Raw genomic sequence first — 19877 nt, 5'->3', positions numbered from 1 at the left:
TTGACCTCCACCGCGAGCCACTGCCCGTACTGCGCGCTGCAGTGCGCGATGACCCTCGGTGCCCCCGACGACGCCGCACGCGCCGTCGGGGCACCGGTGGCCGTCACCGGCCGGCAGCTCCCGACCAACCGTGGTGGCCTGTGCCAGAAGGGCTGGACCAGCGCCCAGGTGCTGCGGGCCCCGGACCGTCTGACCACCCCGCTGCTGCGCGGGCAGGACGGCGAGCTGCACCCCGCCACCTGGGACGAGGCGCTCGACCTGGTCGCCGGTCGGCTGCTCGGCCTGCAGGCCGAGCACGGCCCCGGGTCGGTGGCGGTCTTCGGGGGCGGCGGCCTGACCAACGAGAAGGCGTACGCGCTGGGCAAGTTCGCCCGGGTCGTGCTCCGGACACCCTTCATCGACTACAACGGCCGCTTCTGCATGGCCAGCGCCGCCGCGGGAGCCAACCGGGCCTTCGGCGTGGACCGGGGCCTGCCGTTCCCCCTCGCCGACCTCGGAGGTGCGCAGGCGGTGCTGCTGCTGGGTTCCAACCTCGCCGAGACCATGCCGCCCTCCTCGGCGCACCTCGCACGGGCCCGCGCGGAGGGTGGCCTGCTCGTGGTCGACCCGCGCCACTCGGCCACCGCGGCCCTGGCCGACGACGACAAGGGGATGCACCTGCAGGCCGTGCCCGGCACGGACCTCGTGGTGCTGCTGGCCCTGCTGCACGTGGTGTGGGCCGAGGGGCTGGCCGACACCTCCTACCTCGACGAGCGCACCACAGGGGCCGACGACGTCCGCCGCAGCGTCGCCGCCTGGTGGCCCGAACGGGCCGAGGCGGTGTGCGGGGTGCCCGCGTCCGACCTGCGTCATGCGGCACGGCTGCTCGCCGCGGCGAGCCCGTTGCACGGCGGGGCAGGGGCTTACATCCTGACCGGGCGCGGCGCCGAGCAGAGCACCCAGGGGACCGCGACGGTGACCGCGGCGATCAACCTGGCCCTGGCCCTGGGCCTGCCCGGACGCCCCGGCAGCGGGTACGGCGCGATCACCGGCCAGGGCAACGGGCAGGGCGGCCGGGAGCACGGGCAGAAGTCCGACCAGCTGCCCGGCTACCGCAGGATCGACGACCCCGCGGCCCGCGCCCACGTCGCCGGCGTCTGGGGCGTGGACCCCGACGACCTTCCCGGGCCCGGCGTGCCCGCGGTCGAGCTGCTGCGCCGGCTGGGCACCCCGCAGGGACCGCGTGCCCTGCTGGTGCACGGCTGCAACCTGGTGGTCAGCGCCCCCGACGCCGACGCGGTGCGCCGGCGGCTCGCAGCCCTGGACCTGCTGGTCGTCTGCGACGTGGTGCCCTCCGAGACGGCCCTGCTGGCCGACGTCGTGCTGCCCGTCACGCAGTGGGCCGAGGAGGAGGGCACGATGACCTCCCTCGAGGGCCGCGTGCTGCGGCGCCGTCGTGCCCTGGCTCCCCCTGCCGGTGTGCGGTCCGAGCTCGAGATCCTGCACGACCTCGCGCAGCGGCTCGGGGTCACCCGGGGATTCCCCACCGACCCGGCCGTGGTCTTCGACGAGCTCGCCCGGGCCAGCGCGGGTGGGCCTGCCGACTACAGCGGGCTCAGCCACGCCCGCCTGGACGCGGTCGAGGCAGCCGGGCAGGACCCAGCCGACCAGGACGACGCGACGCGCGGAGGGCTGTTCTGGCCGGTCCCGGCCCGACCCGCCGGCCAGCCGGCGCACCCCGGGACACCACGGCTGTTCACCCGGACCTTCCCCACATCGGACGGCCGGGCGCGCATGGTCGCCGTGGACCACCACGGTCCGCACGACGACCTGCGCCCCGACGCCCCGGTGTACCTGATCACCGGGCGGGTGCTCCAGCACTACCAGTCGGGCGCACAGACCCGGCGGGTACCCGCCCTGGCCGCCGCGCAGCCCGAGCCCTACGCCGAGATCCACCCGCTGCTCGCCGACCGGCTCGGGGTCGCCGACGGCGAGATGGTCGAGATCACCTCGGCACGGGCGACCGCGCTGGCCGTCGCCCACGTGACGCCGTCGGCCCGGCCCGACGCGGTGTTCATGCCCTTCCACTGGTCCGGGGTCGGCAGCGCCAACCGGCTGACCTCCGACGCGACCGACCCGGTCTCGGGCATGCCCGACTTCAAGGTGTGCGCGGTCGACGTCCGTGCCGCGACGCCCGGGCCGGCATCACCCCGGGTCCCGCACCGCTCCGAGCGGGACGAGCGAGAGGTGGTGCGCCGATGACCCGCGTCGTGGTGGTGGGCAACGGGATGGTCGGGTCGCGCTTCGTCGAGGACCTCCTGGGCCAGCCGGGGACCGACCGGTTCGAGGTGACCGTCCTGGGGGCCGAGGAGTACGAGCCCTACAACCGGGTGCTGCTCAGCGAGGTCGTCGCCGGCGCCGTCGACGTCGCGTCCCTCACGCTGCCGCGGACCGACCTCCCCGGGGTGTCGGTGCGACCCGGCACGGTCGCCACGACGATCGACCGCGTCGCCCGGACGGTCACCGGCGCGGACGGCAGCCGGACCCCCTACGACGTGCTGGTCCTGGCCACCGGCGCGCGTGCCCGGGTCCCCGAGATCACCGGCCTGACCGGGGACGCACCCACCGGGTCGGCGGCCCTGCCCGCCGGGGTGCACGCCCTGCGCACCCTGGACGACGCCCGGGAGATCGTCGCCGCGACGGTCAACGCGCGCCGCGCCGTCGTCCTGGGTGCCGGGGTGCTGGGCCTCGAGGCGGCCTGCGGGCTGGCCCGCCGTGGCCTGCACGTCACGGTGGTCCACGGCGGGGAGCACCTGATGGACCGCCAGCTCGACGGGGCCGGAGCCGGCGCCGTGGTGCACGGGCTGCAGCGCCTGGGCATCGACCACGTGACCGGCGCGGTCACCGACGAGGTGCTCCTGGCCGACGGTCGGCTCCGTGGGCTCCGGCTGCGGGGTGCGCACGGAGAGGTCGAGCTCGCCACGGACCTGCTGGTGCTCACCGCGGGGACGCTCCCCGAGACGGGCCTGGCCGTACGGGCTGGTCTGGAGGTGCGGCGTGGGATCGTCGTGGGCGCCGACGGCGCGACCGCCGACCCGGCCGTCCACGCGATCGGCGACTGCGCCGAGCCTCCCGAGGGCAGCACCGGGCTGATCGCGCAGGGCTGGGACCAGGCACGACGGCTCGCCTCACGGCTCGCGACCGTCGGGGCACCGGCCCCGACCGCGACCGCGCCCACCCGACAGGCACCCCCTGACGCCCCTCACGGGACCGACGTCGTGCGTCTCAAGGCCCACGGGCTCGAGGTCGTGACCATGGGAGTGCGTGGCGATGCCACCGACGCCGACGGCGCGCGGGTCGTGCGGCTGAGCGACCCCTCGGTGGGTCGGCACGTCGAGCTCGTCGTCGCGGACGGTGTGCTCGTCGGTGCGACGTGCGTGGGCGCGGGCGCGCTCGCGGCCGACCTCACCACCGCCTACGCACGCAGGACACCCGTCCCCGCAGACCCGGGCCAGCTGCTGCTCCGCCCGGTGCGCGGCGCCGCGGCCGCCGCGGGGCCCGAGCCCTCGCCGACCCTGATGCCCGACCGCACGACGGTCTGCCGGTGCAACGGGGTCACCAAGGGTGACCTGGTCGCGTGCTGGCGGCACGGCGCGCGCAGCGTCGAGGCGGTCACCCGCGAGACCCGGGCGACCACCGGGTGCGGCGGCTGCACCGAGGCCGTCTGCGGCATCGTGGACTGGTTGCGCCGGACCGACCCCCCGGCAGCCGTGCCCGGCACCGGAGGGGACGCGGCTCTCCCCGTCGCCGCCGCAACCCCACCGGCCACGGCGCTGGACGGCTCGTCGCAGCCGGCTCCGGCGCTGCCCGGCGGACGACGGTAGGCCGTTCGTCCTCGGACGCGGCGCGGGGGGCGCGTGAGGATGGACGGTATCGCCACACCGACAGGGTGCACGGCACACTTGGAGAACGCCGGTGCACCGGCCGACCACGGCACCCCAGGAGAGAACGATGCAGCAGCGTGTGGTGGTGGTCGGCGGCGGGTTCGCCGGCTCATCCGTGGCAAGAGCGCTCGACGAGGTGGCCGACGTCGTCCTGGTCGAGCCGAAGGACGCGTTCGTCTACGCGGCGGCGACGCTGCGCGCCGTGGTCGACGAGAGCTGGCAGAAGCAGGTCTTCTACCCCTACGACCACCTCCTGACGCGCGGTCGGGTCGTCCACGACCAAGCCCGCCTGGTCTCCCCGAACCTGGTCAGGGTCTCGGCGCACGACGCCCTCCCGGCGGACTACCTGGTGCTCGCCACCGGGACCAGCTACCCGTTCCCCGCGCGGTTCCTGGAGAACCGCGCAGCCGACGCCGTCGCGCACCTCAGCCGCATGCGCGAGGCCCTCGCCCGGTGCGAGCGGGTGCTGCTGGTGGGTGCGGGTCCGGTGGGCCTCGAGCTCGCCGGTGAGCTGACCTCGGCGTTCCCGGGGCTGGCCGTCACCGTGGTCGAGCAGGAGCCCGACATCCTCACCACGGGTGACTACCTGCCCGAGCTGCGGCACTCGGTGCGCCACCAGCTCGAGAAGCGGGGGGTGACCTTCGTGGTCGGCGCCCCGCTCGGTCACCTGCCTCCGGTCGACGTCGGCACCTACGGCCAGTTCACCGTCGAGACCACCACCGGGGCGCGCGTCGAGGCGCAGATGTGGTTCCGCTGCTTCGGCACCCGCGCCCGGACCGAGTACCTCGACGACGAACTGTCGGTCGGTCTGCGCCACGACGGGACCATCCCGGTGACCCAGCACCTGAACGTCCACGGCCAGCGCACGGTCTTCGCGATCGGCGACACCGCGGACATCGGCGAGAACAAGCGGATCAGCGCGGCACGTGACCACGCCACCGTGGTGGCGCAGAACATCACGGACCTGATCGAGGGACGCGAGCCCTCCGCGACCTACACCCCCGCACCCGAGCGCATCGTGCTCGCCCTGGGCCCCGACGCAGGAGCGGCGCAGATCACCCGGGACGACGGGTCGCGGATGGTGCTGGGTCCCCGGGCGACGAGCGAGATCAAGGGCAAGGACCTCTCGACCTACGCCATGTCCCGGCTCTTCGCCGGCCCGCAGGGCATCGACGTCAGGTGATCAGGCCTACCGCGTACCCGACGAACATGAGCACGACGAGGGCGACGACCCCGAGGATCAGGCCGTAGACGACCTTGTTGGTGCGACCTGAGGGCAGGTCGGGCTGCTCCCGCTTGACCCCGCCCGTGGTCGAGGTCTCCGCCGGCGGCGTGTCACCCGGGGCCACCGACCCACCGGGTTCGAGGCCGGGGGTCTGGTCGGGGTCGAGGTCGGTGCCAGGACTGGTCATCCGCCTACGCTAACCAGCGGTCCCGGGCCCGCAACCGGTGGGACGGTCGCACGGGAGCACGCCTCAGACGGTCGTCGAGCGCCGCTCGAGCAGCACCACGTCGCGCCAGCGCCCGTCGCGCTGCCCCAGCCGCTCACGCACCCCGACGGTGCGGAACCCGTGCCGGGCGTGCAGGGCCAGGCTCCCGGTGTTCTCCGCGAAGACGCCCGCCTGGAGGGTCCACACCCCGTCGACCTCGGTGCTGGCGACGACGGCCGCGAGCAGCGCCGACCCGACGCCTCTGCCGCGCGCCGCCTCGGCCACGTAGACGCTCACCTCGACCACGCCCGCGTACACGCACCGACCGCTGACCGGGCTGCAGGCGGCCCAGCCGGTGACCGACGCGGAGTCGTCGGTGGCGACCCACCGGTGCCCGGGTGCGTGATCGGCGTCCCAGGTCTCCCACGAGGGGACGTGGGACTCGAAGGTCGCGTCGCCGGTGGCGATGCCCTCGGCGTAGATGGCGGCGACCCGGGGCCAGTCCGCACGGGTGAGGGGTCGGATCTGGACGGGCTGCGCGCTCACGCTCGCAGCATGCCATCCCCGGTGCTCAGGGCGCTGTCGGCGTGGACGACCACGACGTCGCGCCCGGCAGCCTTGGCCGCGTACAGCGCGTCGTCGGCCAGGCGCAGCAGCTCGTCGGGCCCGGAGCCGGCAGGTAGCTCGGCGACCCCCACGCTGATCGTCACGGTCACCGGTCCGTCGGGGGTGTCGACCGCCAGGTCCGAGCAGAGCCTGCGCCAGGCCTCGGCCCGTTCCGCGGCCGCGTGGGCACCGACGCCCGGCAGCAGCAGGACGAACTCCTCACCCCCGAACCGGGCCACCGTGTCACCGTTCCGGACGCCGTCGGCCAGGATGGTCGCCACCCCGAGCAGCACCTGGTCGCCGACCGCGTGCCCGTGCCCGTCGTTGACCTGCTTGAAGTGGTCGATGTCGACCATCACCGCGCTGAGCGGGAACCCCTCGGCCGCAGCCCGGGCGACGGCGTCGGCCAGGACGACCTCGAGGTGGCGACGGTTGTGCAGGCCGGTCAGCCCGTCACGCACGGCCTGCTCGGCCAGCTCGTCGCGCAGCCGCACTACCTCGGTGACGTCCCGGAGCACCACCACCGACCCGAGGTGCTGCGCGCGGTCGGCCGTCATCTCGGTGACCCGCACCTCGGTCACCGTTCCCCCGTCGACGACCTGGGTGACCTCGCCGGGGACGAGGGCGACCCGTGCCAGCCCTCCCCCGGCGACCTCGTGCCAGCCTGCGCCGACCACCCGCGCGCCGTCGTCCTGCGAGAAGGCCCTGAGCAGGCGACGGGCGGCGGGGTTCGCGTCGACCACCACGCCACGGTGGTCCAGCACGACCACGGCGTCGGTCAGTGCGGCGAGCACCTGGCGAGCCTGGACCGGGACCAGCCCGTCACGGTTGCCGAACCGCTCGACCCACCACCAGATCGCGGCGCTCACCAGGAAGAGCACCGGGGTCAGGTGCAGGCCCCGGGCACTGATCGTCACGAACTGGGTGATCACGTTGCCGGCGAAGGGCACGGCGGCCGCGACCAACGACACCGCGTAGACGTGCCGGTGCCCCCGGACCGCACGTCGCATGGCCCGGAAGACCACCACGAAGCCCACCACGAGCAACGTGTAGCTGTAGGCCGTGTGCAACCAGTAGAGCGGGCCGACATCGACCGTGACGACCCCAGCCGCTGTCGTGGACGGTTGCAGGAAGAGCCGGTGCCAGGGGTCGGTGACCAGCGCCACGAAGAGCAGCACGGGGTGGATGCACAGCAGCACCCGTACCCGCGGGGTCAGCGACGTCTGCTGACCGGCGAGCACCAGGAAGTACCAGAACGAGGCGCCCACCACCACGGCGACCCCCGGGTAGATCGCGTAGTTCAGCAGCACGGCCGCCTCCGGGGTGGAGGCGAGGGTCAGCAGGGACCGTGCGACGGACCACTGCGAGGCACCGACGAGCATCAGGGACAGCGGCAGCGCCAGGGGTGAGGTCCGACGACGACTCCACACCCGCACCGCGGTGGAGGTGGCGAGCACCGCGGCGAGCAGCGAGACGATCTCGACGATGGTGGGCACAGGAGACCTCTCGACCGGCTTCCTGCTCTCATCGGCCGGCCGGACGCGTCGTTGAGGAGTCGTCCGCGCCGATCAGGGAGACGGACGGCGTGCCGGACGGCGGTCAGACGGCGCCGTAGGCGTTGCCGTGCCACAGGTGCAGCGCCGCGAAGGCACGCCAGGGCCGCCACGCCTGGGAGAGGTGCTCCACCTCGGCGGTCGTCCCTGCCCCCAGGGCCCGGCGCAGCACCAGGTCACCGGCAGGGAAGGCGTCGACGTCGCCCAGGGCACGCAACCGGAGGTAGTCCACGGTCCACGGTCCGACCCCCGCGACCGCACCCAGGCCCGCGGCGGCCTCGACCGGGTCGGCGTCGGGGCCCAGGTCCAGCCCCTCGGCGCAGGCGACCGCCAGGCCCACGACCGTGCGCGCCCGGCTCCGGGTCAGCCCGACGGTGGCACGCAGGGTCTCGACCTCGAGGGCGGCGAGGCGCTGCGCGCAGGGGAAGGCCGTCCGGCCCTGCGGCGCCGGATCTCCGAGAGCCGCCACGAGCCTGCCCGCGAAGGTCCGCGCCGCGGCGAGCGAGACCTGCTGACCCAGCACGGTGAGCACCGCCTGCTCGAAGCCGTCCACGCAGCCGGTCACCCGCAGGCCCGGACGCTCGCGCACCAGGGGCCGCAGCCGGTCGTGGGCGGCAAGGTGCGTCTCGGCGGGGCCGGTGTCGACGTCCAGGGCGAGCCAGCGGCGCACGACCCGCTGCACGACCGCCAGGTCACCGGGTGCGGCCAGGTCGAGGGTCAGCGTGACCGCTCCCTCGACGCGGGAGCGCTCACCCTGGGGAGCCCCGGCGTCACGTGCCCGGGGAAAGCCCACGGTCACCACGGCGGGACCGCCGGGCGCGCGGACCACCCTGGTGTGCGTCCCGGCCACGAGGTCGGTCGACTCGAGACCCGGCACGGCGTGCGCGGCCAGGGACCGCAGCAGCGGCTCGACGGCGTACCGGCCCACCCAGGGCAGGACGACCCGCTCGGCGTGGCGTGGCGTCAGGGCAGGTCGCATCAGAACAGGGTGGCACCCACGCGGCCCGGGTTCTCCAGGTCCAGCAGGTAGCGCTTGCGCTCGATCCCCCCGCCGAACCCCGTGAGGGTCCCGTCGGCACCGATGACCCGGTGGCAGGGCACGACGATCGAGACCGGGTTGCGTCCGTTGGCCCCGCCGACGGCACGCACCGCACGCGGCCCGGCACCGACGTGCTCGGACAGCTCCCCGTAGGTCCAGGTCTCGCCGTAGGGGATGTCGGTGAGGGCCGCCCAGACGCGTCGCTGGAACTCGCTGCCGACCAGGTGGACCGCGACGTCGAAGTGCCTCCGCTGTCCCGCGAAGTACTCCTCGAGCTCCTCCGCGGCCTGCACCAGGCAGGGGTGCGTGGGCTCGGGTGCGCCGAGCGTCGCGAGCGCGGGCATCCGCCGGTGCGCGGTCATGTACACGCCGGTGAGCGCCTCATCGGTCGCGACCAGGGTCAGCTCCCCGACCGGGGAGCCGACCACGACGTGCCTGGTCGTCATCGGCGTCCGCTCACTGACCGGAGAGCAGGTCCTCGAAGCTGACCGTCAGCGTCCCGGGCCCTCCGGTGCGCCGGTCCTGCTCGCGGGCCACGACCAGGGCGGCGAGCTCGCGGGCCGCCCGGTCGATCCGCACGGCCATCGGCTCGGTGTCGGTGGTGGTCGAGCCGGTCGCCCGCCCGAAGTCCTCGGTCGCCGCGAAGACCGCGGTCGGCACCACGACCGAACGCAGGTAGGCGAAGAGCGGTCGCACGGCGTGATCGAGGGCGAGCGAGTGCCGCGCCGAGCCCGCGGTCGCCCCGATCAGCACCGGGGTACCTGCCAACGAGCCGTCGTCGACCACGTCGAAGAAGGTCTTGAACAGCCCCCCGTAGGACCCCGAGAAGATCGGGGTGACCGCGATGACGCCGTCGGCCCCGGTGACCGTGCCGATCGCGTCCTGCAGGCCGCGCGACGCGAAGCCGGTGAGCATCATGTTGGTCAGGTCATGGGCGTGCTCGCGCAGGTCGACGACCTCGACCACGACCTCCTGACCGTGCTCGCGCACCGCGCGCACCACCGCCTCGGTGAGTCGGTCGGCGAGCAGCCGGGTCGACGAGGGTGAGCGCAGCCCGGCCGTCACCACCGCGAGCGTGCGGGTCATCGGGTCACCTGCGCGTGCTCGGGCGAGACGCCCGTGACGTCGTCGACCGCGGTGATCCCCGAGGTCCGCGACCCGCCCGCCGCCGCCACGCGGGCGGTGTGGGTGGGTGCGTCGGGCACGTGGGCGGGCCGTCCGACGGCGAGCTCCTTGCGCAGCACGGGGACGACCTCCTCGCCGAGGATCTCGATCTGCTCGAGCACGGTCGTCAGGGGCAGCCCGGCGTGGTCCATCAGGAAGAGCTGACGCTGGTAGTCACCCACGTGGTCGCGCATCGTGGCGTAGCGGTCGATGACCTCCTGGGGGCTTCCGACCGTCAGCGGCGTCTGGGCGGTGAAGTCCTCCATGGAGGGCCCGTGGCCGTAGACCGGGGCGTTGTCGAAGTAGGGCCGGAACTCGCGCTTCGCCTCCTGCGAGCTCTTGCGCATGAACACCTGTCCGCCCAGGCCCACGATCGCCTGGTCGGCCGACCCGTGCCCGTAGTGCTCGAACCGCTGGCGGTACAGCCGGACCATCTGCTGGGTGTGCTCGATCGGCCAGAAGATGTTGTTGTGGAAGAAGCCGTCGCCGTAGTAGGCGGCCTGCTCGGCGATCTCGGGGCTGCGGATCGAGCCGTGCCAGACGAACGGCGCGACCCCGTCGAGCGGACGAGGGGTCGAGGTGAAGGACTGCAGCGGGGTGCGGAACCTGCCCTCCCAGTCCACGACGTCCTCGCGCCACAGGCGGTGCAGCAACGCGTAGTTCTCGACCGCGAGCGCGATGCCGTTGCGGATGTCCTGCCCGAACCACGGGTAGACCGGACCGGTGTTGCCGCGACCCATCATCAGGTCCACGCGGCCGTCGGCCAGGTGCTGGAGCATCGCGTAGTCCTCGGCGATCTTCACCGGGTCGTTGGTGGTGATCAGCGTGGTCGCGGTCGACAGCACGATCCGCTCGGTGCGGGCAGCGATGAAGCCCAGGAGCGTGGTCGGCGAGGAGGGCACGAACGGGGGGTTGTGGTGCTCCCCCGAGGCGAAGACGTCGAGCCCGACCTCCTCGGCCTTGAGCGCGATCGCCACCATCGCCTGGATGCGCTCCGCCTCGGTCGGCGTGCGCCCGGTGGTGGGGTCCATGGTCACGTCGCCGACGCTGAAGATGCCGAACTGCATGTCACGCTCCTGTCGTGCGGTGATTCAAGATTAAACCATTCACCGGCAGAACTCCAGTACCCAGCCCTCTATTCCCCCACCATGCACCGCCCGGCGCACCTGCATGTCACCACGAGCCGGCCACTGACCGAGGGGTGAGACGTCCGGTCCGGCACCTGGGACCTAGGGCCGTGTCCTGGAGCCACCCCGCCGCTCTACCGTCAGGTGACCCATCAAGAGCGGCCGAGAGATCTGGCTCGACGACGCCGCAGCAACCCCCCTGGTGACAGGGTGCGGGTGCTCACGCCAGGACCGATGGAGCAGTGATGAGCGACGCGACCGCACGACCCCGGACCGGCGTGGCCGGCCGGCTGACCCGAGCCGCCGGGCCGACCAGCCTCTCCTTCGAGCTGTTCCCGGCGGCGACCGCCGCCGGCGACACCCGCCTCCGCGCGACCGTCGAGCAGCTGGCGAGCCTGCGTCCCGACTTCTTCTCGGTGACGTACGGCGCCGCGGGTGCGGCCACGGGCGCCTCGCGGAGCCTCACGGCCTGGCTGGCCCGGGGCACCGTCCCGGTCGTCGCCCACGTGACGTTCGCCGGCATGACCGCAGCGCAGGTGCGGGAGGTCGCAGCAGACCTCCTGGCCGACGGCGTGCGCGACTTCCTCGCCCTGCGCGGTGACCTCCCGCCCGGCGTCACACCCCCGGACGGACGCCGGGGCGACGGGCGTCCCGCCGACGGTGAGCTCGGCCGCGCCAGCGACCTGGTCGCCCTGCTCCGCGACCTCGCTGCCGCGACCGGCTGCGAGGTCGGCGTGGGTGTGGCGGCCGCACCCGCGGCCCTGGACCACCTGCCCACCGACGTCCCGCCGACGCGGTGCGGCGACCTCCAGGCACTCCTGGGCAAGCAGGCCGCCGGCGCGGACTACGCGATCACCCAGGTGGTGTTCGACCCGGCGTCGTACGCCCGGTACGTCCGGGTCGCGCGGAGGGCGGGCGTGACCCTCCCTCTGGTGCCCGGGATCGTGCCCCTCACGGACCCCGGCCGGCTACGGCGCCTGCAGCAGATCAGCGGCGTCGACGTCCCGCCACACGTCCTCGACCTGCTCGACGCGGAGACCGACGCCCAGCGCCGCGCGGCCGCGGGGACGGCACTGGGGGCTGAGCTCGCCCGTGCCCTCCTGGACGCCGGCGCACCCGGGCTGCACGTCTTCACGTTCGACCAGTACGAGCCGACCGCCGCGCTGCTGCACGCCGCCGGCCTGCGCCCGGCCCCGTGACTGCGCCGCCGACGCCCGGCCCACGCGACCACGGCCACCGCCCGACCGCACCGCCCGTCCGTCAACCCGCCCGCCCGCCCGCCCGCCCTGCCACACCCGAACCCGACGAGGACCTGATGACCGAGCACCGGAGCCCCAGCCCGTCCCCTGCGAGCACCACGGCAGACCCCACCACCGTGCCGCCCTTCCCGCGGGCGACGGTCCTGGGCTACCCACGGATCGGACCTCGTCGCGAGCTCAAGGCCGCGCTGGAGTCCCACTGGGCCGGCACGACGTCGGTCGACGAGCTCGAGGCGTCCGCGGCAGAGCTGCGGCAGCGGACCACGGCGCGGCTGGTGGCCCTGGGGCTGGGTGCGGCGGACGCCGCCGTGCCGTCGTCGTTCTCCTACTACGACCAGGTCCTCGACGTCGCCGCGCTGCTCGGCGCCGTCCCGGACCGCTTCGCCGACCTGACCGACGGGTCGGACCTCGCCGGCTACTTCGCCCTCGCCCGTGGCGACCGCACCCGCCCGCCGCTCGAGATGACCAAGTGGTTCGACACGAACTACCACTACCTCGTCCCGGAGATCGGCCCGCTGACCCCCGTGCGGCTGGTCGGCGACCGGCCGGTGCGCGAGCTCCTGGGCACCGCCCGCCGGGGAGTCACCGGGCGGCCGGTGCTGGTCGGCCCGGTGACGTTCCTCCTGCTCGCCAAGGCCGCGGACGACGCACCGGTGGGCTTCCACCCGCTGGACCGCCTCACGGACGTGGTCACCGCGTACGGGGACCTGCTGCGGGCGCTCGCCGCGGCCGGCGCACCGTGGGTCCAGCTGGACGAGCCGGCCCTCGTCACGGACGGCGACGTGCCGCGGGACCGGGTGCTCGCCGCGGCCGCCACCGCGTACGGCGCGCTGGCCGGCGGACTCGCCCTCCCGGACCGGCCCGCCCTGCTCGTCGCCACCCCCTACGGCCCGGCCGGGGACGCGCTGCCCGTGCTCGCCGACGCAGGCGTCGACGCGGTGGCGGTGGACCTGGTGCGCGGCGACGTGGACGCCGTCGTCGCGTCCCTGACGGGCAGGTTCGCCGGACGCAGCGTCGTCGCCGGGGTCGTCGACGGGCACAACGTGTGGCGGACGGATCTCGACGCCGCCCTCGGCACCCTGAACCGCCTGGCCGACGGCCTGCCGGACGTCCGTGTGTGCGTGGGCACGTCGACCTCCCTGCTGCACGTCCCGCACGACGTCGAGGAGGAGATGGATCTCGACCCGCTGATCCGCTCCTGGCTCGCGTTCGCCGACCAGAAGGTCCGCGAGGTCGTGACCCTGGCTGCCGCCATGACCGACGGGCCCGGGTCCGTCGCGGCGACCCTCGACCAGGCGCGCACCACAGTCGCGAGCCGGCGCACAGCGCCCGGCGTCGAACGCCCCGACGTCCGCGCTCGCGTCGCGGCCCTGACCGACGCGGACCACCACCGCAGCCCCTACCCGGTCCGAGCAGCGCAGCAGGCCGCCGCGCTCCCCCTCCCCCCGTTGCCGACGACGACGATCGGCTCCTTCCCGCAGACGCCGCAGATCCGCCGGGCGCGGGCGGCGCACCGGCGCGGCGACCTCACCTCGACCGAGTACACCGCCGTGATGCGCACCCACATCGCCGAGGTCGTGGCGAGCCAGGAGGAGCTCGGGCTCGACGTCCTGGTGCACGGCGAGGCCGAGCGCAACGACATGGTGCAGTACTTCGCGGAGCTGCTCGAGGGCTTCGCGGTGACCCAGCACGGGTGGGTGCAGTCCTACGGGTCGCGCTGCACGCGACCGTCCGTGCTGTGGGGCGACGTCGTGCGACCGGAGCCGATGACCGTCCCGTGGACGACCTACGCGGCGTCGCTGACCGACCGGCCGCTCAAGGGCATGCTCACCGGCCCGGTGACGATCCTGGCCTGGTCGTTCGTCCGGGACGACCAGCCCCTGGCCGACACCGCCCGGCAGGTCGCCCTCGCGCTGCGCGACGAGGCGACGGACCTCGAGGCGGCCGGGGTGGGCGTCATCCAGGTCGACGAGCCCGCGCTGCGGGAGCTGCTGCCGCTCCGCGCGGTCGACCGCCCCGCCTACCTGCGCTGGTCCGTGGACGCCTTCCGGCTGGCCACGTCCGGGGTCGCGGACTCCACCCAGGTGCACACGCACCTGTGCTACTCGGAGTTCGGGGCCGTCATGGAGGCGATCGACGCCCTCGACGCCGACGTCACCAGCATCGAGGCCGCACGTTCGCGGATGGAGGTGCTCGACGACGTCGGCCGGACCGGCTTCTCCCGCGGGGTCGGCCCCGGTGTCTACGACATCCACTCCCCGCGCGTGCCCGACGTCGCCGAGATCGAGGACCTGCTCGAGCGTGCCCTGCGGACGGTCCCTGCCGACCGCCTGTGGGTCAACCCGGACTGCGGCCTGAAGACCCGCCGGCCGCAGGAGGTCGCGGCGGCGCTCCGGAACCTCGTCGCAGCCACAGCGACCGTGCGCGCGCGGCTATGAGCACAGGGCGGCCTCGAACTGGTGGGTGAGCAGCAGGGCTCGGCAGGATCCTTCAGCGCAGGTGAGCAGCCAGCCAGTCGAACGCGACCCGCTGCATGGCCAGGTCGAACGCGTGCGGCCCGTCGACGAACTGTCCCGTGTACGCCGTCGGATCCCCGGCCGCGGCGTAGTGGGCACCGATCCGGCCGTGCGCGGCGAGCGCGCCCTCGAGCGGGAGGATCTGGTCACCGCGCGCGTACTGCACGAGGAGGGGCGCGGGTGCTCCGGACGCCACGACGTCGGGCCAGTCGAACCGTCCTGGCAGGTCTCCGGGCAGGAGCATCCAGGTGTGGTTGACCACGTCGTGGTCCAGCAGCGCGTCGTAGCTGCTCATCATCCCGACCACGACGGCGGCGGTGACGTGGTCGCTCGTCGCCCGCAGCAGCGCCGAGCGGCACCCGCCACCGGACAGCCCCACGGTGCCGATCCTCCCGGCTCCCCGTCCGCGCAGCACCTCGAGCGCGATCCGGTCCTCGCGGCTCACGACCGCCGCCATCGTGGTCCCCAGCAGGCGGCAGTACTTCTCCACCACGTGCTCGTGATGCCAGGCCGCGGCGTTGTAGACGGCGACGTCCTGCGGGGTGGAGCCGCCCACCTCGTCGGGCGGGGCGACCCCGGCGGTGGTCTGGCCCAGCACCCGCATGAGGGGAGGCATGTCCTCGAGCCGGAACCGGCGGCTGCCCCAGCCGAACACGTCGGGCACCAGGACCAGGAACCCCTCGCGGGCCAGGTCGTTCGCCCACGCCCGACCCTCGGAGTACGTCGCCCGCAGGGCTGCGACGACCGGCAGTACCGGTTCAGGGCCGTCGGCGATCTTCTCCTTGCCGTACAGCTTGAACCCGTCGTGGCCGTGCAGCGCCAGCACCCCGGGCAAGGGCTCGTGGGCGCCCTGCGGTGCGAGGAGCCAGGCCGAGGTCCGCGGACCGAAGCCCACCGACCACGAGAGCTCCTCGCCCTGCACACCGTCAGCGACCCAGCGGTGCTCGACGCGCAGGTCCTGCGGACCCTGAGGGGCATCGACGGGAACGGCGAGCACCTCCCGGACGGCCCGGTGGACGTCCTTCGCCGGCGGGCGAGCAGCCCGTGCCCGCGGCCCGGGCGCGTGGGCGACCCAGTCGCTGTAGGCGCCCAGGTGCGCGAAGCCGCTCACGCGGCTCAGACGTACGCGGAGTAGGCCGGCAGGTCCAGCACGCCGTTGCCGGACAGGCCGATGAGGATGACCTCGCCCTCCTGGGCGGTGCGGGCGTAGTCGATGGCCGTGGCCACGGCGTGCGTGGACTCGGGGGCAGGGATGATCCCCTCGGCCCGCGCGAAGAGCACACCGCCCGCGAACGCGTCGTCCTGCTCGACCGCGACCGCCTCCATCAGTCCCAGGTTCACCGCGTGCGAGACCATCGGCGACATCCCGTGGTACCGCAGACCGCCCGCGTGGATCGACGGCGGCACGAAGTCCTTGCCCAGCGTGTGCATCTTGAGCAACGGCGTGAGCCCCGCGACGTCCCCGTGGTCGTAGCGGTACTCCCCCTGGGTCAGCGACGGGCACGCGGCAGGCTCGCAGGCCACCGAGCGGGTGGTCGTCCCCTCCCGCAGGTTCTGCCCGATGAGCGGGAAGGTCAGACCGGCCAGGTTCGACCCGCCACCCGCGCACCCGAAGACCACGTCGGCCTGGCGCTCCCCCGCCTCGGCGAGCTGGACGAGCACCTCCTGGCCGATCACCGTCTGGTGGAGCATCACGTGGTTCAGGACGCTCCCCAGGGAGTAGTGCGCCTCGGGGTCCTTGACCGCTGCCTCGACGGCCTCGCTGATCGCCATCCCCAGCGAACCCGTGGTGTCGGGCATCTCGGCCAGGATGGCCCGCCCCGCCTCGGTCAGGTCCGAGGGCGAGGGGTGGCACACGCTGCCGTAGGTCTCCATCTGGAACCGGCGGTACGGCTTGGCGTCGTAGGAGGCCCGCACCTGCCACACCTCGCAGGTCAGCCCGAGCAGCGAGCAGGCCATCGACAACGACGCGCCCCACTGCCCGGCGCCGGTCTCGGTGGTGAGCTTGGTGATGCCCTCGACCGCGTTGTAGTAGGCCTGGGCGACGGCGGTGTTGGGCTTGTGCGAACCCACCGGGCTCACACCCTCGTACTTGTAGTAGATCCGTGCTCTGGTCCCGAGCACCCGTTCGAGCCGGTGGGCACGGACCAGGGGCGACGGGCGCCACATGGCGTAGATCTCCCGGACGGTCTGCGGGATCTCGACGTACCGCTCGGTGCTGACCTCCTGCTCGATGAGCGCCATCGGGAACAGCGGCGCCAGGTCGGGCGGGGTCAGCGGCTGGTGGGTACCGGGGTGCAGGTGCGGCGGGACCGGCTCGGGCAGGTCGGCGTTGAGGTTGTACCAGTGCGTGGGGACGGTGGACGGCACCTCGACGCCGAGCGGGTCGGTGCTGCGGGCGATCACCGGGGCGGGGACGGGCTGGTCGACAGTGCTCACGGCGCGGTCCTTCGTCGTCGAGGGAGGTGGGGGCAGTCCTTCAGGTCGTCGCCACGAGCCTAGCGAGCCGAGGTCGGGACCCGGGCCAGGACGGTCTGCGGCAGATCGCACGCCGTCCGGAACCCCCGCAGGATGGGAGGAGACCACGAGACCTCACCCGTCAGGAGATCACGCCATGGCACCCGAGGACCCCCACCCCCAGGGCCGGCTCGACCACCACGACCCGACTTCCCGCATCGGCGGGGCGCCGCCGGCCCGCAGCGCGCTGACCCTGCGGATCGTGCTCGCGGCCTTCGGTCTGGTCACCTGCGCGGCGCTCGCCGCGGTGATGGGCGGGGCGGGCGCTCCGGGTGTCCTGGTCGGCGGGCTCGTGCTGCTGGCCGTCGTGGCCGCGGTCGACCTCGTCGTCGTCACCCGCCGCAAGGTGCGCGGGGAGCCCGGCTGACCGGCGGCCGACATCCCGTGCAGCAACCTGACGCACGTCATGGTCCGGCCACGCGGGCCCTCCTAGCGTCGAAGGAGCCACCTTCCGTGGCCCGACCGAGGAGCAGATCATGACCGGACGCCCGACCCCCACGACCACCGCGACCCCGACGCAGACCCGGACCGCGCAGACCCTGCTGCGCAGCACCGGCTTCACCTGCCCGTCGTGCGTCGCCACGATCGAGAAGCAGCTGCGCCGGGTGCCCGGGGTGGTCAACGCGACCGTGCACTTCTCGACCGGGCGCATCGAGGTCTCCCACGCGTCCGACACCACGCCTGAGGCCCTCGTGGCCGCAGTGGCACGCGCGGGCTACACCGCGCACGTCGCCTCGATCTGAGACCGGAGCCTTCATGACCGCCACCGTGCCCCCCGTCCCCGTCCCCGAGACCGCCGCGCCAGGAGCCGTCACGCCAACCACGCGCGGCGACGTGCTGGTCCGCGTCCGGTCCGCTGCGCGCGGACCCTGGACGACCTCGTTGCTCGCCGGCACGCTCATCGCCCTCGCGCTGGTCGCCGAGCACCTCGCCGACCGCCCGGACCTGGGTGCGCCACCGATGCTCCTCGCCGCGGCTGTCGCGGGCCTGCCGATCGCCCGCCGCGCGTTGTCCTCACTCCGCACGGGCTCGGTGGGCATCGAGCTGCTGGTCACGGTGGCCGCCGGGGGGGCGATCGTCATCGGCGAACGGTGGGAGGCGGCCGCGGTCACCTTCCTGTTCGCCGTCGGGCACGCCCTCGAGGCGATGACCCTCGGACGGACGCGTCGCGCCCTGGGTGAGCTGCTCGACCTGGCACCGAGCACCGCGACCGTTCTGCGTGACGGGATCCAGGTCGTGGTGCTCGCGGGTGAGGTGCTGACCGGCGAGACGGTCGTCATCAAGAGCGGCGACCGCGTGCCCGTCGACGGCCGGGTGCTCGACGGCGGAGCCGCCGTGGACGAGGCGAGCATCACCGGGGAGTCGATCCCGGTCGAGAAGTCCGCCGGCGCCCAGGTCTTCGCCGGGACGATCAGCCAGGGCGGGTTCCTGGTGGTCCGGGCGACCGGGGTCGGGCAGGACACGACCCTCGCCCGCGTGATCCACCGGGTCGAGCAGGCGCAGGAGGAGAAGGCCCCGGCGCAGCGGCTCATCGAGAGGTTCGCGCGTTGGTACACCCCCGGCATCATCGTCGGCGCGGTGGTGGCAGGCGTCGTCACCGGCGACGTCGAGCTCGCCCTGACGCTCCTGGTCATCGGCTGCCCGGGGGCGCTGGTCATCTCCACCCCCGTCTCGATCGTCGCCGGCATCGGGCAGGCCGCGCGCCGCGGCATCCTGGTCAAGGGCGGCGAGCACCTGGAGACCGCCGCCCGGATCACCGCCGTCGCCTTCGACAAGACCGGGACGCTGACCCGGGGACGCCCCGTGCTGACCGACGTGATCCCCGCGCCGGGGACCACCCGCGACGACCTGCTGCACTGGGCCGCAACGGCCGAGGCCGGCTCCGAGCACCCGCTGGCCCGCCCCGTCCTGGTCGCTGCCGAGCGGGCCGGCCTGACCCCACCCGCCCTGCCCGACGCCGTCCTGCCCCACCCCGGCCGAGGGATCGAGGCCCGGACCGGGACGCACCGCGTGCTGGTGGGGAGTCTCAGGATGATCGAGGACGCCCGGCTGACCCTCGACCCCGCGACCCGCGAGACGGTCCGCGCCCTGGCCGCCGCCGGACGCACACCCCTGGTGGTGGCGCTGGACGAGGGGGTGCTCGGGGTGCTGGGCGTCGCCGACGAGCTCCGGCCCGAGGCACGCGCCGCGGTCGACGCGCTCCGCGCCGGGGGCGCCACCCTGGTGATGCTCACCGGCGACGACGCCCGGGTCGCCCGGGCGGTCGCTGCGACGGTCGGGATCCAGGACGTCCGCGCGGGCCTGCTGCCGGAGGACAAGCTGGACGCCGTGCGCGCCCTGCAGGCCCAGGGTCACGTCGTGGCGATGGTCGGCGACGGCGTCAACGACGCGCCGGCCCTCGCGGCCGCCGACGTGGGCATCGCGATGGGAGCTGCCGGGAGCGGCGTGGCGGTCGAGACCGCTGACGTCGCGCTCCTGGCCGCCGACCTGCTCCGCGTCCCCGAGGCGGTCGCGCTGGCCCGGGCCACGGTCCGCACCGTCCGCCAGAACGTCGCGGTGTCACTGGTGACGGTCACCGTGCTGATCGCCGGGGTGCTGCTCGGCGGGGTGACGATGGCCCTGGGGATGTTCGTGCACCAGGCCTCGGTGCTCGTCGTCATCGCCAACGGCATGCGGCTGCTGCGCACGCGTCGGGCTACCGTCGACGTCGAGGGCGCCGCGACACCCTCCGCACGCTGAGGAG

17 protein-coding genes and 1 riboswitch are annotated in these 19877 nt (G+C 74.1%); of the genes, 8 read left to right on the top strand and 9 right to left on the bottom strand.

Features of this window, described 5'->3' with window-relative positions; all coding sequences use genetic code 11:
• From M1R94_RS17960 to M1R94_RS17950, 3 genes are all read left to right on the top strand, one after another.
• A complete protein-coding gene (locus tag M1R94_RS17960; protein WP_283253626.1) occupies positions 1-2241 on the top strand; it encodes a molybdopterin oxidoreductase family protein in 2241 nt (746 codons plus the stop codon).
• Complete coding sequence (locus M1R94_RS17955; RefSeq protein ID WP_249383108.1) at positions 2238-3863, top strand: FAD-dependent oxidoreductase; 1626 nt, start codon at positions 2238-2240, stop codon at positions 3861-3863. The genes M1R94_RS17960 and M1R94_RS17955 overlap by 4 nt, the downstream gene beginning before the upstream one ends.
• Positions 3864-3990: 127 nt before the next feature.
• Positions 3991-5106, top strand: a complete 1116-nt coding sequence (locus tag M1R94_RS17950) for an FAD-dependent oxidoreductase (RefSeq protein ID WP_249383107.1) — start codon at positions 3991-3993, stop codon at positions 5104-5106.
• Here the strand turns inward: M1R94_RS17950 and M1R94_RS17945 are convergent.
• The 7 genes from M1R94_RS17945 to M1R94_RS17915 form a co-directional block, all read right to left on the bottom strand.
• On the bottom strand, positions 5099-5335 hold the full coding sequence (locus M1R94_RS17945) for a DUF6480 family protein (RefSeq protein WP_249383106.1): 237 nt from the start codon (positions 5333-5335) through the stop codon (positions 5099-5101). The genes M1R94_RS17950 and M1R94_RS17945 overlap by 8 nt on opposite strands.
• Positions 5336-5398: 63 nt before the next feature.
• Positions 5399-5899: a GNAT family N-acetyltransferase gene (locus M1R94_RS17940; protein WP_249383105.1), complete on the bottom strand. Its 501-nt coding sequence runs from the start codon at positions 5897-5899 to the stop codon at positions 5399-5401.
• Positions 5896-7455: a histidine kinase N-terminal 7TM domain-containing diguanylate cyclase gene (locus M1R94_RS17935; protein ID WP_249383104.1), complete on the bottom strand. Its 1560-nt coding sequence runs from the start codon at positions 7453-7455 to the stop codon at positions 5896-5898. The genes M1R94_RS17940 and M1R94_RS17935 overlap by 4 nt, the downstream gene beginning before the upstream one ends.
• Positions 7456-7558: 103 nt before the next feature.
• Positions 7559-8491 carry a DNA-3-methyladenine glycosylase family protein gene (locus M1R94_RS17930; protein WP_249383103.1) on the bottom strand — a complete coding sequence of 311 codons (933 nt, stop codon included), beginning with the start codon at positions 8489-8491 and terminating at the stop codon, positions 7559-7561.
• Positions 8491-8997: a methylated-DNA--[protein]-cysteine S-methyltransferase gene (locus tag M1R94_RS17925; RefSeq protein WP_249383102.1), complete on the bottom strand. Its 507-nt coding sequence runs from the start codon at positions 8995-8997 to the stop codon at positions 8491-8493. The genes M1R94_RS17930 and M1R94_RS17925 overlap by 1 nt, the downstream gene beginning before the upstream one ends.
• Positions 8998-9007: 10 nt before the next feature.
• A complete protein-coding gene (locus M1R94_RS17920; protein WP_249383101.1) occupies positions 9008-9637 on the bottom strand; it encodes an FMN reductase in 630 nt (209 codons plus the stop codon).
• On the bottom strand, positions 9634-10782 hold the full coding sequence (locus M1R94_RS17915) for an LLM class flavin-dependent oxidoreductase (protein ID WP_249383100.1): 1149 nt from the start codon (positions 10780-10782) through the stop codon (positions 9634-9636). The genes M1R94_RS17920 and M1R94_RS17915 overlap by 4 nt, the downstream gene beginning before the upstream one ends.
• A 206-nt stretch (positions 10783-10988) precedes the next feature.
• Positions 10989-11083: riboswitch (SAM riboswitch) on the top strand.
• A 4-nt stretch (positions 11084-11087) separates the two neighbouring features.
• Here M1R94_RS17915 and M1R94_RS17910 point away from each other — a divergent pair.
• Positions 11088-12041: a methylenetetrahydrofolate reductase gene (locus M1R94_RS17910; RefSeq protein WP_249383099.1), complete on the top strand. Its 954-nt coding sequence runs from the start codon at positions 11088-11090 to the stop codon at positions 12039-12041.
• A gap of 116 nt (positions 12042-12157) precedes the next feature.
• A complete protein-coding gene (gene metE, locus M1R94_RS17905) occupies positions 12158-14539 on the top strand; it encodes a 5-methyltetrahydropteroyltriglutamate--homocysteine S-methyltransferase (protein ID WP_249383098.1) in 2382 nt (793 codons plus the stop codon).
• Between the two features lie 52 nt (positions 14540-14591).
• Here the strand turns inward: metE and M1R94_RS17900 are convergent, their stop codons facing one another.
• Complete coding sequence (locus M1R94_RS17900) at positions 14592-15728, bottom strand: dienelactone hydrolase family protein (protein ID WP_249383097.1); 1137 nt, start codon at positions 15726-15728, stop codon at positions 14592-14594.
• Positions 15729-15733: 5 nt separating this feature from the next.
• Positions 15734-17056, bottom strand: coding sequence for a TrpB-like pyridoxal phosphate-dependent enzyme (locus M1R94_RS17895; protein WP_249383096.1), 1323 nt, complete (start codon positions 17054-17056; stop codon positions 15734-15736).
• Positions 17057-17231: 175 nt separating this feature from the next.
• On the opposite strand from M1R94_RS17895, the gene M1R94_RS17890 reads away from it, so the two are divergent.
• The 3 genes from M1R94_RS17890 (at position 17232) to M1R94_RS17880 (ending at position 19873) form a co-directional block, all read left to right on the top strand.
• The gene (locus M1R94_RS17890) at positions 17232-17501 is read left to right on the top strand and encodes a DUF6343 family protein (protein ID WP_249383095.1); all 270 of its coding nucleotides are present in this window, start codon (positions 17232-17234) and stop codon (positions 17499-17501) included.
• Positions 17502-17610: 109 nt separating this feature from the next.
• A complete protein-coding gene (locus tag M1R94_RS17885; RefSeq protein WP_249383094.1) occupies positions 17611-17877 on the top strand; it encodes a cation transporter in 267 nt (88 codons plus the stop codon).
• 13 nt (positions 17878-17890) lie between these two features.
• Positions 17891-19873 carry a heavy metal translocating P-type ATPase gene (locus tag M1R94_RS17880; protein ID WP_249383093.1) on the top strand — a complete coding sequence of 661 codons (1983 nt, stop codon included), beginning with the start codon at positions 17891-17893 and terminating at the stop codon, positions 19871-19873.
• The last annotated feature ends 4 nt before the right edge of the window (positions 19874-19877 follow it).

Origin of the sequence: Actinotalea alkalitolerans (genome assembly GCF_023369855.1) — a bacterium.
In the GTDB taxonomy this organism is placed as follows: Bacteria; Actinomycetota; Actinomycetes; order Actinomycetales; family Cellulomonadaceae; genus Actinotalea.
This window is presented reverse-complemented; position numbering and strand designations above follow the sequence as displayed.